Source organism: Pseudomonas sp. KBN12P06040, assembly GCF_037574965.1.
GTDB classification, from domain to species: domain Bacteria; phylum Pseudomonadota; class Gammaproteobacteria; order Pseudomonadales; family Pseudomonadaceae; genus Pseudomonas; species Pseudomonas aeruginosa.
The window spans coordinates 2,065,898-2,077,968 of sequence record NZ_JBBELS010000001.1 but is presented as its reverse complement, the minus strand read 5'-3'; the positions used below and the strand labels follow the sequence as shown (position 1 = coordinate 2,077,968).

The following is a 12,071-nucleotide window of genomic DNA, read 5'->3' as shown; positions in this document are numbered from 1 at the left end:
GTGTAGCGCCTATAACGTCCGGCGGAACACTGCTAGATTGGCCGAATTTTGCCGACGGAACACTCCACCCATGCCCGCCCAACTCAAACGTCGCCTGACCGTCTTCCTGGTGGCCGTCGGCCTGATCGCCCTGGCCTTCTTCCTCCACTGGTGGTTCATCGGCCGCCACGTGGAAAGCACCGACAACGCCTACGTCCAGGGCGAGATCACGCGGGTGGCCAGCCAGTTGGGCGCGCGGGTCGAGGAAGTCCTGGTGCGCGACAACCAGCACGTGGACAAGGGGCAGCTACTGGTACGCCTGGAAGACGCCGACTTCAAGCTCGCCGTCGAGCGCGCCCAGGCCGCGCTGGCCACCCGCGAGGCGGAACTGGCCCAGGCGCGCAGCAAGCTGGTGCAGCAGGACAGCCTGATCGCCGCCAGCGCCGCCGACGTCAACGCCAGCCAGGCAACCCTCGGCCGCGCACAGATCGACCTGAACCGCGCCGAAGCCCTGCGCAAGCCCGGCTACGTTTCCGAGGAACGGGTCACCACCCTCACCGCCGACAACCACGTGGCCCGCTCGCAACTGGCCAAGGCCCGCGCCGACCTCGAGGCACAACGCGTCCAGCGCGACACCCTGGGCGCCGAGATCAAGCGCCTGGAAGCGCAGATCGCCAGCGCCCGCACCGAACTGGCGCAAGCCGAAATCAACCTGTCACGCACCCTGATCCATTCGCCGATCAACGGCCTGGTCGGCCAGCGCAGCGCACGCAACGGCCAGTACGTGCAGGTTGGTACCCATTTGCTGTCGCTGGTGCCGGACGAAGACATCTGGGTCCAGGCCAACTTCAAGGAGACCCAGGTCGGCCGCATGCGCGACGGGCAGAAGGCGCGCCTGACCTTCGACGCCTTCCCCGACACGCCTATCGACGGCCGCATCGATAGCCTGTTCGCCGCTTCCGGCGCGCAGTTCAGCCTGCTGCCACCGGACAACGCCACCGGAAACTTCACCAAGGTGGTGCAACGCATCCCGGTGAAGATCGTGTTCGACGCCAACAACCCGCTGCATGGCCGCATCCGCCCCGGCATGTCCGTCGAAGCCGAGGTCGAGCTCCGTGACCGCTGAGGCGCTGGCCCGGCCGCTTGGCGAACCGACCCGGCGCGACTGGATCGCGGTGCTCAGCGCCATGCTCGGCGCATTCATGGCGGTGCTCGACATCCAGATCACCAACTCCTCGCTGAAGGACATCCAGGGCGCGCTGGCGGCGACCCTCGAGGAAGGCTCGTGGATCTCCACCTCCTACCTGGTGGCGGAGATCATCATGATCCCGATGACCGCCTGGCTGGTGCAGCTGCTCTCGGCAAGGCGCCTGGCGGTGATGATCTCGGTGGGTTTCCTGGTGTCCTCGCTGCTCTGCTCGTTCGCCTGGAACCTGGAAAGCATGATCGTGTTCCGCGCCATGCAGGGTTTCACCGGCGGCGCGCTGATTCCGCTGGCGTTCACCCTGGCCCTGGTCAAGTTGCCGGAACACCACCGTCCGAAGGGCATGGCGCTGTTCGCCATCACCGCCACCTTCGCGCCCTCCATCGGACCGACCCTGGGAGGCTGGCTGACGGAAAACTTCGGCTGGGAATACATCTTCTATATCAACGTGCCGCCGGGCCTGTTGATGATCGCCGGGCTGCTCTACGGCCTGGAGAAAAAGGCGCCGCACTGGGAACTGCTGAAGAGTACCGACTACGCCGGCATCGTCACCCTCGGCATCGGCCTGGGCTGCCTGCAGGTCTTCCTCGAGGAAGGTCACCGCAAGGACTGGCTGGAGTCGCAACTGATCGTCAGCCTCGGCAGCGTCGCCCTGTTCAGCCTGGTCCTGTTCGTCATCCTGCAGCTGTCGCGGCCGAACCCGCTGATCGACCTGGGCATCCTGCGCAACCGCAACTTCGGCCTCGCGAGCATTTCCAGCATCGGTCTGGGCATGGGCCTGTACGGCTCGATCTACGTACTGCCGCTGTACCTAGCGCAAATCCAGGGCTACAACGCCATGCAGATCGGCGAGGTGATCATGTGGATGGGCATTCCCCAGCTGTTCCTGATCCCGCTGGTCCCGAAGTTGATGAAGCTGGTCTCGCCGCGCCTGCTCTGCGCCGCCGGCTTCGGCCTGTTCGGCCTTGCCAGCTTCTTCTCCGGAGTGCTCAACCCGGACTTCGCCGGACCGCAGTTCAACCAGATCCAGCTACTGCGCGCCCTCGGCCAGCCGATGATCATGGTGACCATTTCGCTGATCGCCACCGCCTACCTGCAGCCACAGGATGCCGGCTCGGCCTCGAGCCTGTTCAACATCCTGCGCAACCTCGGCGGCGCCATCGGCATCGCCCTGCTCGCGACCCTGCTCGACAGTCGCGCCAAGGTGTACTTCGACTATCTGCGCGAAGCCCTGGTGCCGACCAACCCGCAGGTCGACGAACGCCTCGCGCAACTCGCCGCGCAACTGGGCAGCCAGCAGGCGGCGCTGGGCAAACTCAGCGAGATCACCCACCAGCAGGCGATGATCATGGCCTACAACGATGCTTTCCATGTCATCGGCATGGTGCTCGCAGTGAGCATGCTCGCGGTGCTGCTGACCCGCTCGCTGCCGGCCGGCATCGGCGCCCGCGCCGACGCCGGGGCTCACTGAGGTTCAGACGTTGACCAGGCGCTCGCGCAGCGTCTGGATCTCGTCGCGCAGTTGCGCCGCCGCCTCGAACTCCAGGTCGCGGGCCAACTGGTACATCTTTTCCTCCAGTTGGCGGATGCGCTTGCTGATCTCGCTCGGCGAGCGCAGTTCGTTCTCGTAGCGCCCGCTCTCCTCCGCCACCTTGGCCACGCCCTTGCGCTTGCCGCGCGCGCCGGGCACCACGGCGCCTTCGAGAATGTCCTTGATGTCCTTGCGCACCCCCTTGGGCACGATGCCATGGGCTTCGTTGAAAGCGATCTGCTTGGCCCGACGCCGCTCGGTCTCGTCGATCGCACGCTGCATCGAGCCGGTGACGTTGTCGGCGTAGAGGATCGCCTTGCCGTGCAGGTTGCGCGCGGCACGACCGATGGTCTGGATCAGCGAGCGCTCCGAGCGCAGGAAGCCTTCCTTGTCCGCGTCGAGGATCGCCACCAGCGACACCTCGGGCATGTCCAGGCCTTCGCGCAGCAGGTTGATCCCCACCAGCACGTCGAACGCACCGGCGCGCAGGTCGCGGATGATCTCCACTCGCTCGACGGTATCGATGTCCGAGTGCAGGTAGCGCACCCGCACGTCGTGATCGCCGAGATAATCGGTGAGGTCCTCGGCCATGCGCTTGGTCAGGGTAGTCACCAGCACCCGCTCGTCCTTGGCCACACGCTGGCGGATCTGCGAGAGCAGGTCATCCACCTGGGTCATCGCCGGGCGTACCTCGATCTCCGGATCGACCAGCCCGGTGGGACGCACCACCTGCTCGATGACCCGCCCGGCATGTTCCGCCTCATAGGGGCCCGGGGTAGCGGAGACGAAGATGGTCTGCGGACTCACCGCCTCCCACTCTTCGAAGCGCAGCGGCCGGTTGTCCAGCGCCGAAGGCAGGCGGAAACCGTATTCCACCAGGGTCTCCTTGCGCGAGCGGTCGCCCTTGAACATCGCGCCGACCTGCGGAACGCTGACGTGCGATTCGTCGATAACCAGCAGCGAGTTGGCCGGCAGGTAGTCATAGAGCGTCGGCGGCGGCTCGCCGGGGGCCCGCCCGGAAAGATAGCGCGAGTAGTTCTCGATGCCGTTGCAATAGCCCAGTTCGAGGATCATCTCCAGGTCGAAACGGGTGCGCTGCTCCAGGCGCTGCGCTTCCACCAGCTTGTTGTTGTTGCGCAGGTAGTCCAGGCGTTCCTTGAGTTCGGCCTTGATCTGGTCGACCGCCTCCAGCAGGGTCTCGCGCGGGGTCACGTAGTGGCTCTTGGGGTAGAAGGTGAAGCGCGGCAGCTTGCGGATCACCTCGCCGGTGAGCGGGTCGAAGGCCGAGAGGCTTTCCACCTCGTCGTCGAACAACTCGACACGAATCGCCTCGAGATCGGATTCGGCCGGGAAGATGTCGATCACATCGCCACGCACACGGAAAGTCGCACGGGCGAAATCCATGTCGTTGCGGGTGTACTGCAGGCTGGTCAGTCGCCGCAGCAGTTCGCGCTGGTCGATGCGGTCGCCGCGGTCCAGGTGCAGGACCATCTTCAGGTAGGACGCGGGATCACCGAGGCCGTAGATGGACGACACGGTGGCGACGATGATCGCATCCGGACGCTCGAGCAGCGCCTTGGTCGCCGACAGGCGCATCTGCTCGATATGGTCGTTGATCGAGGAGTCCTTCTCGATATAGGTATCGGAAGACGGTACGTAGGCCTCCGGCTGGTAGTAGTCGTAGTAGGAAACGAAGTACTCCACGGAATTGTGCGGGAAGAACGTCTTGAACTCCCCGTAGAGCTGGGCCGCCAGGGTCTTGTTCGGCGCCAGGACCAGGGTCGGGCGCTGCACCTGGGCAATCACGTTGGCGATGCTGAAAGTCTTGCCAGAGCCCGTCACCCCCAGCAGGGTCTGGTGCGAAAGCCCCGCCTCCAGCCCCTCGACCATCTGCCGGATGGCTTCCGGCTGGTCGCCGGCGGGCTTGAAGCGCGAGTCGAGTTGGAACGTATCCATGAAAAACCTCGCAGGGAGCTGTGACGCCAAGGAAAATCCGGCGTCAGAAATAGCTGAAAGCATGCACCTAAATGTCGCCGCATGCATCAAGGGGTGTCTATAATAACCCCCCGTTTGCGCAACCCTTTGCGCCCCCGCATAACGGGTTGCGTTGCCCTCCTCTCTTCACACTCCGAGCAGCCGCAAAATGAGTCTGTTTTCTGCCGTCGAAATGGCACCGCGTGATCCCATCCTTGGCCTGAACGAAGCCTTCAACGCCGATACCCGTCCGGGCAAGATCAACCTGGGCGTGGGCGTGTACTACAACGAGGAGGGGCGCATTCCGCTGTTGCGTGCCGTGCAGGCTGCCGAGAAGGCCCGCATCGAGGCCCACGCGCCGCGCGGCTACCTGCCGATCGAAGGGATCGCCGCCTACGACCAGGGCGTACAGAAACTGCTGTTCGGTAACGAGTCCGAGCTGCTGGCCGCCGGCCGTGTGGTCACGACCCAGGCCGTCGGCGGCACCGGCGCCCTCAAGCTCGGCGCCGACTTCCTCAAGCGCCTGCTGCCCGACGCCACCGTGGCCATCAGCGACCCGAGCTGGGAAAACCACCGCGCACTGTTCGAAGCCGCCGGCTTCCCGGTGCAGAACTACCGCTATTACGACGCCGCCAGCAATGGCGTGAACCGCGCCGGCCTGCTGGAAGACCTGAATGCCCTGCCGGCCCGCTCGATCGTGGTCCTGCACGCCTGCTGCCATAATCCGACCGGCGTCGATCTCGAGCTGGACGACTGGAAACAGGTGCTGGACGTGCTCAAGGCCAAGGGCCACGTGCCGTTCCTCGACATCGCCTACCAGGGCTTCGGCAACGGCATCGAGGAAGACGCCGCCGCGGTGCGCCTGTTCGCCCAGTCGGGCCTGAGCTTCTTCGTTTCCAGCTCGTTCTCCAAATCCTTCTCGCTCTATGGCGAACGCGTCGGCGCCCTCTCGATCGTGACCGAAAGCCGCGATGAATCGGCCCGCGTGCTGTCCCAGGTGAAGCGGGTGATCCGCACCAACTATTCGAACCCACCGACCCACGGCGCCAGCGTCGTCTCCTCCGTGCTCAACAGCCCGGAACTGCGGGCCCTCTGGGAGCAGGAACTGGGCGAGATGCGCGACCGCATCCGCGACATGCGCCTGGCGATGGTCGAGCAACTGGCAGCCCACGGCGCCAAGCGCGACTTCAGCTTCGTCGGTCGCCAGCGTGGCATGTTCTCCTATTCCGGCCTGACCGCCGACCAGGTCGAGCGCCTGAAGACCGAGTTCGGTATCTATGCCGTCAGCACCGGCCGTATCTGCGTCGCCGCGCTGAACAAATCGAACCTGGAGACCATCACCAAGGCCATCGTCCAGGTCCTGTAGGGAAAAAGGGGAAGTCATCGGGAGAGGCTTGACTTCCCCTTTTTAATCAGTAACATACGCCTCGCTGTTCCGCGATAGCTCAGTCGGTAGAGCAAATGACTGTTAATCATTGGGTCCCTGGTTCGAGTCCAGGTCGCGGAGCCAAATTCAAAGCCCTCGGCACATGCCGGGGGCTTTTTCGTTATCGGGACGAAAGTTCGCCCCTTCAGTCGCACCTCACTCGATGACGATCCGCGACCGGTTCTTCTCCAGCAACGCCGGGCCTACCCCCTTCACTTCCAGCAGTTGATCCACCGAGACGAACGGACCATGGGCCGCACGATACTCGAGGATCGCCCTGGCCTTGGCCTCGCCGACACCGTTGAGCCCCCGTATCAGGGCGGCCTCATCGACCGTATTGATATTGACCTGCTCCCCCGGCGACACGGTCGTCGCAGGTGTCGTTGCGGCCAGCGGATTCTTGGCGACGGCGACCGGTGCGGCGGAAGCCGAAAACGGAAGACAGGCGAACAGGATGAGAAGCAGAGCGGATTTGATTAGGTGCATGGGTGCACTCCTTCAGAGATGAATGACCACGTAGAGGGCTTCATGCCCATCCACGAAACCACCTTATCGCCGTGGAACGCACCTGGATCGACAGCCCCAGCAAAGCAGTCGCTTCCTGGTCCGGCACCGGAAACATCGTACGGAGAAAACAAAAAAGGCCGCTAGGCGGCCTTTTCCGGAGAACGATGACTCAGGGTTCTCGCCGCCTCTGGCGATAGATCCAGTCGACGATTTCACCGTCAGGCGCATAGCCGCTGACGGTTTCCCGCAGCAACTGGCGAACCCGCGAGTAGTCGTCCTTCTCCACGGCGGCCAGCAACTGCTCCAGCACGACCTTGAAGGCCTCCCAGCTCAGGTGTTCCTCGTTGGCCCGCATGATCATCGGATGGTCGGTGGGATTCACGTTGTCACCGATCAGCAGCTCTTCGTAGAGCTTCTCGCCAGGACGCAGGCCACTGAACTCGATGGCGATGTCACCATGGGGCGAACGCTCGGAACGCACGCTCAGGCCGGACAGGTGGATCATCTTCTCGGCGAGCTCCAAGATCTTCACCGGCGGCCCCATGTCCAGCACGAATACATCTCCGCCCTGCCCCATCGAACCGGCCTGGATGACCAACTGCGCCGCCTCGGGAATGGTCATGAAGTAACGGGTGATGCTCGGGTGGGTGACCGTCACCGGGCCGCCGCGCTTGATCTGCTCGCGGAACAGCGGAATGACCGAGCCGGACGAACCGAGGACGTTGCCGAAGCGGACCATGGTGAAACGGGTCTTGTTGACGTGATGCACGTCCTTCCGGTCACCGAACAGCACCGGCGCCGATTCGTTGCTGAGCGCCTGAAGGACCATCTCCGCCAGGCGCTTGGTGCTGCCCATCACGTTGGTCGGCCGCACCGCCTTGTCGGTGGAAATCAGCACGAAGTTCTGCACGCCGACCTGCACCGCGGCCTGCACCGCATGCAAGGTGCCTATCACGTTGTTGAGAACGCCTTCGGCGATGTTGTGCTCGACGATCGGCACATGCTTGTAGGCCGCCGCATGGTAGACGGTATTGACCTTCCAGGTACGCATCACGTCCACCAGGCGCTCGGGATTGCGCACCGAACCGAGGATCGGCAACAGGTTCACCGAAAGCGACTCGCGCTTGATCCGACGCTCCAGTTCCTGATGGATGCTATAGAGGTTGTATTCGCTGTGCTCGAACAGGATCAGCACGCTAGGCGAACAACTCATGATCTGCCGACAGAGTTCCGAACCGATAGAGCCGCCCGCCCCGGTCACCATCACCACCTGACCGCGGATGCACCGTTCCAGCAGCTCCTTGCGCGGTGCGACGCTGTCGCGCCCCAGCAGGTCAGCGATGTCCACCTCCTGCAGGTCATCCACCTTGACCCGGCCGCTGGCCAGGTCCATGAAGCCGGGCATGCTGCGCACGTGCAGCGGGAACGGCTCCAGGGACTCGAGAATCTCTCGGCGCCGGGCCCGAGTGGCGGAAGGAATCGCCAGGAGAACCTCCTGCGCGCCCGTCTCGTCGATCATCTGGCGGATATGCTTGGCGGTATAGACCCGCAGACCGGCAATGACCCGGTTGGCGATCTGCTTGTCGTCATCGATGAACGCCACCGGACGCATCGCCCGACCGAGACGCAACGCCGCAACCAACTGGTTGCCGGCCGCCCCCGCGCCATAGATAGCCACCCTGGGCAGGCCATCCTGGCGGTTGAGAAATGGTACCGACTGCACAGCAGAGTACCAGTCGCCCATGAAATACTGGCGCATGGCCAGACGCAAGCCGCCGATCAGCAGCATGCTCAACCACCAGTAGTTGAACACCAGGGAACGCGGCACCGGCGCCGGCGCGCCACGATACCAGTACACCACCAGCGACAGCACCAGAGCCGAGATGGTCACCGCCTTGGCGATGGCGATCAATGCGTCGTTACCGAGATAGCGCATCACCGCGCGATACATGCCGAAGCGAATGAATAGTGGAATGGCGATGACCGGCGCAGTGATGAAAAGCCATGCATGCTCGCCGAACACGTCGATCATATCGTCTGTGCCTAGACGGACCACAAAAGCGAGCCACAGAGACAGCCATACCAGAAGGATATCCGTAGCCACTTGAAGCAAACGTTTCCAGCGACGAGGCATGGATAACAACTTTACTCTTAAACGATCTAGCATTCCCCTACTCCTTTAGGCCTGAGCGGACGACTCTAGCTTACCCGCCTTGAACCTCACTGCCAGAAAAACGAGAGGGACGTAGGCTATGACGATGCCCATCAAAGGCTCTAGAGACCCACTCCCGACCAACAAGGCTATAGGGAGGAGCCAGATGACGTTCAATGCCGTGACGCCAATCGTAACAGGAGCATGCTTTCCATAGTATCGGCTTGCGTATTGATAGGCATGGCTTCGATGAGCCTCATACACCTTGTCCCCTCTCAGCAAGCGACGAATCAGGGTATAGGTCGCATCGACGATGAAAACGCCTAACAGGACCAACCATGCCCAGAAAAAATTCGTATTCATCCACATGGCATGAATGGAAAGAATTCCTAAAACAATCCCCAGAAAACCACTACCCGCATCTCCCATGAAAATTTTTGCGGGTGGAAAATTCCAGAACAAGAATCCAAAAACGGCAAAAGCTAGCGATAAGGGGAGCAAAGCCTGCGTCAGTTGGCCATTCAGCCAGTATAATAATGCCCCACCAACACAGACAAAAATGGCCTGAAGGCTAGCAAGTCCATCGATCCCATCCATGAAGTTATAGAGATTCAGCAACCACACGAGATAGAAAGCAAAGAGAAGTCCTCCGAACCACCCCAGGTCCCAACTGACACCAACAATCTGAAATGGTGGTATGCCATTCAAAAAGTACAATGAGACCAAGGCTGCACTAAAATGTCCCAGCAGACGCCAGCGTGCGGCGATATGACCGTGATCATCCATGAATCCAATAATGGCAACCCCGCCGCCAGCGAGAAGTAAAGCCCAGGACACGGCCCATGAGATATTTCCCAGTACAGCCCAAATAGGCAGCATGAGACAAAAAGTAACTACAATGGCGACCCCTCCTCCGCGTGGAGTGGGAACGACATGGGAACTTCGAGAGTTAGGGGTGTCAAGTAAGCTCCTCGCTAAGGCATAACGACGCAAGAGGCCTGTAAGCAGTCCCGAAACCCCAGCTGCAGCGAGTAACAAATACCATTCTTCCATTTATAAATTTATCCCCAAAAATACTCTCACCCCTTCAACAGGGTTCTATTCGATTGTTCTGCGTGGTACGCCATGCTAGTAGCAAAGCGCCTGCAGATAATCATTCAGTACGTTTGACATATATTCTACCAACATCTTCCAACGCGGAAAGGGTGCTCTTGCGGGGTTCCCAACCAAGCAAAAGCCTGCCTTTCGACGAGTCGACCTCTAGTGAGCAGCATAACTGAGTGTATAACCCACCCTTTCCTACTAATTTAAGAAACCTCAGAATAAACCTAGGAACAGGCCACATGATGGGGCGACGCCCCATTCCCGCAGCAAGCGCAGTCACCAGTTGCTTGGTAGAAATCTCCTGACCATCGGATACCAAAAACAGTTCGCCGGCAGCAGAAGGGTGCGTCATACAGCAAGCTAGAAAGTCAACTAAATTATCCAGAGAAACAAAACTTCGTCGGTTATCTATGCAACCAAATGGAAGAGGAAGTCCCGAAGCAACCAGCTTCAACAATCGCGAGAAATTTCCAGGAGCATTCCAGTCGTAAACGAGTGGAGGCCTGACGATAACAAGTTCTGTTGAGGACTGCTTGAAAAGCTCCCGAAGCGCTACTTCAGCCTCAAACTTTGAAATCGCATATTCTGCATGAGGAGCCGGCTTGGAGTTCTCATCGAAGGGCTTTTCTTTGGTTAAAGCGCCATTTACACCAATAGAACTAACAAAAATGAAACGCTTTACAGATGCTTCGATCGCCTGCCGAGCAAGCGCCAGAGTAGCATCGCGATTCACCTTCCGAAAAATATCTAGTGAATCACGCTGCCTTCCAAAGATATGGGCTCGTCCAGCTAGATGAACTACACATTCAACACCCCGCAGCGCAGCATCAAGCTTAGTGCTCTCTTTCAGCTCCGCTCGAACATACTCAACCCCCGTAACAGGATTGCACAGGGATCGTACTTGTCCGACAACCTGAAAGGGGCCGGCAGCAAGCGACCTGCAAAGCGCACTCCCGACAAAACCGCTAGCCCCGGTTACCAGCACCTTCATCATATTTTCGACTCAGACAGAAGCGGTCGAACACAGGCAGCGAATTTTTCCAATGAAATATATTCAGAATAATTTTGCTGAAGGACACTCCGCGGGACTCCGCCTAAACTAGACAAGTCGAGTTCACAAATCTCATCGATCAATCTTGCCAAAGCAACCGGATCATTCGGCGGACAGTTCCAACCGATTCCGGTCTCATCTATTATACGGGAGATTTCAGCCCCTTTTTCCATGACAGCTAGAATCGGTTTGTCTGCTGCCATGGAGAAATATGCCTTGCTGGGAACCCCAAGCCCGAACATTCCTTCTTCTAAGGTAACTAAGGCAACGTCACAGGCAGCCAAACCAAAATTCTTTTCGGCTAATGGCAGCCTTCCAAAATACCTCAACCGAGCACACTGATCTTCCAGCGCGTGTTTTTTTACACTGTCGACCAAGGCACCATCTCCAATAAAAGCAAAAACCGCCTTCTCGTTTTTAACCAACTGAATAGCAGAAAGTATGTTTTCTATACCTTGTAATCGACCGACATTACCAAAAAATTGGAAAACCCTTTTACCTTTCCATTCAGGAATATTGATAAAAGGAGCATCCTCTCTCGGTACTGGGAAAACCTCTTTCTCACAGGCCCAATTCGAAATAAAGACCAAAGATCGCGGGTCATTCACCTTCTCTTTCATAAGAGCTTCCATATCGCGCCCTATTACGACTAGACGATCAGCGGATGAGTAAATGAAAGAAAAGAGACGACGTAGAAGCCGGTAGGCAATACTATCTTTCTTCAGAACGCCCGCCGGCACCAAGTTCTCGGGAAACACATCATGCACCAGCAGCACCCACTTGAAACCGAGGGCATACCTTAGCAAGGGAAACGTCATCAGTAGAAGAGCAGGGTTGGTTCCACTCAATACCACATCTCCTCGTCTGGCACGAGAAGTCAATTTTACTGAGAACAGAAACGCCTGAAAAATCTGCGCTAATCCTCTAGAAAGGAGCCTATTCTTATTGCTCCTCGGAAACTTAAAGCATTCTTGCTCAACGGAAGGTGAAACCACAGGCGGGGTTTCACCTGCGGTCAGCGGGAAAATTACGGTTAGCCCACCAAACTCCCGCTGCATCTTTCCTATTATCTTCTCCCAATAGTATCCCGTGGAGTTCTGATTGGCACCGACATACTCAGAAACCACAAATATCCTTGCCATC

At 59.5% G+C, this 12,071-nt stretch carries 9 protein-coding genes and 1 tRNA gene; 4 read left to right on the top strand and 6 right to left on the bottom strand.

Annotated features, from left to right (window positions below; all coding sequences use genetic code 11):
* The first annotated feature begins 70 nt into the window (after positions 1–70).
* Positions 71–1,105, top strand: coding sequence for an HlyD family secretion protein (locus tag VQ067_RS09830; protein ID WP_033990415.1), 1,035 nt, complete (start codon positions 71–73; stop codon positions 1,103–1,105).
* A gap of 49 nt (positions 1,106–1,154) precedes the next feature.
* Positions 1,155–2,654: an MDR family MFS transporter gene (locus tag VQ067_RS09825; RefSeq protein ID WP_003130539.1), complete on the top strand. Its 1,500-nt coding sequence runs from the start codon at positions 1,155–1,157 to the stop codon at positions 2,652–2,654.
* Between the two features lie 3 nt (positions 2,655–2,657).
* On the opposite strand, the gene uvrB is transcribed toward VQ067_RS09825, so the two are convergent.
* A complete protein-coding gene (gene uvrB, locus VQ067_RS09820) occupies positions 2,658–4,670 on the bottom strand; it encodes an excinuclease ABC subunit UvrB (RefSeq protein ID WP_003104590.1) in 2,013 nt (670 codons plus the stop codon).
* Positions 4,671–4,857: 187 nt separating this feature from the next.
* Between uvrB and VQ067_RS09815 the strand changes: the two genes are divergently transcribed.
* Entirely contained in the window at positions 4,858–6,054 is a 1,197-nt protein-coding gene (locus tag VQ067_RS09815; RefSeq protein WP_003104588.1) for an amino acid aminotransferase, read from the top strand.
* Positions 6,055–6,122: 68 nt separating this feature from the next.
* A tRNA-Asn gene (locus VQ067_RS09810) sits at positions 6,123–6,198 on the top strand.
* Between the two features lie 72 nt (positions 6,199–6,270).
* Here VQ067_RS09810 and VQ067_RS09805 read toward each other — a convergent pair.
* The 5 genes from VQ067_RS09805 to VQ067_RS09785 all read right to left on the bottom strand — a co-directional run bounded on the left by VQ067_RS09805 (position 6,271) and on the right by VQ067_RS09785 (position 12,070).
* Entirely contained in the window at positions 6,271–6,600 is a 330-nt protein-coding gene (locus VQ067_RS09805; protein ID WP_003091430.1) for a ComEA family DNA-binding protein, read from the bottom strand.
* A 190-nt stretch (positions 6,601–6,790) separates the two neighbouring features.
* On the bottom strand, positions 6,791–8,788 hold the full coding sequence (locus VQ067_RS09800; protein ID WP_021265047.1) for a polysaccharide biosynthesis protein: 1,998 nt from the start codon (positions 8,786–8,788) through the stop codon (positions 6,791–6,793).
* Between the two features lie 12 nt (positions 8,789–8,800).
* Entirely contained in the window at positions 8,801–9,826 is a 1,026-nt protein-coding gene (locus tag VQ067_RS09795) for an MraY family glycosyltransferase (RefSeq protein WP_023093916.1), read from the bottom strand.
* A 100-nt stretch (positions 9,827–9,926) separates the two neighbouring features.
* On the bottom strand, positions 9,927–10,871 hold the full coding sequence (locus VQ067_RS09790; RefSeq protein WP_015502635.1) for an NAD-dependent epimerase/dehydratase family protein: 945 nt from the start codon (positions 10,869–10,871) through the stop codon (positions 9,927–9,929).
* Complete coding sequence (locus VQ067_RS09785; RefSeq protein ID WP_071534865.1) at positions 10,868–12,070, bottom strand: glycosyltransferase family 4 protein; 1,203 nt, start codon at positions 12,068–12,070, stop codon at positions 10,868–10,870. The genes VQ067_RS09790 and VQ067_RS09785 overlap by 4 nt, the downstream gene beginning before the upstream one ends.
* Position 12,071: the final 1 nt, after the last annotated feature.

Coding starts and splice junctions, on each gene's coding strand:
- uvrB (WP_003104590.1), bottom strand. CDS start 4,670: ATGGATACGTTCCAACTCGACTCGCGCTTCAAGCCCGCCGGCGACCAG.
- VQ067_RS09800 (WP_021265047.1), bottom strand. CDS start 8,788: ATGCTAGATCGTTTAAGAGTAAAGTTGTTATCCATGCCTCGTCGCTGG.
- VQ067_RS09795 (WP_023093916.1), bottom strand. CDS start 9,826: ATGGAAGAATGGTATTTGTTACTCGCTGCAGCTGGGGTTTCGGGACTG.
- VQ067_RS09785 (WP_071534865.1), bottom strand. CDS start 12,070: ATGGCAAGGATATTTGTGGTTTCTGAGTATGTCGGTGCCAATCAGAAC.
- VQ067_RS09815 (WP_003104588.1), top strand. CDS start 4,858: ATGAGTCTGTTTTCTGCCGTCGAAATGGCACCGCGTGATCCCATCCTT.
- VQ067_RS09830 (WP_033990415.1), top strand. CDS start 71: ATGCCCGCCCAACTCAAACGTCGCCTGACCGTCTTCCTGGTGGCCGTC.
- VQ067_RS09805 (WP_003091430.1), bottom strand. CDS start 6,600: ATGCACCTAATCAAATCCGCTCTGCTTCTCATCCTGTTCGCCTGTCTT.
- VQ067_RS09790 (WP_015502635.1), bottom strand. CDS start 10,871: ATGATGAAGGTGCTGGTAACCGGGGCTAGCGGTTTTGTCGGGAGTGCG.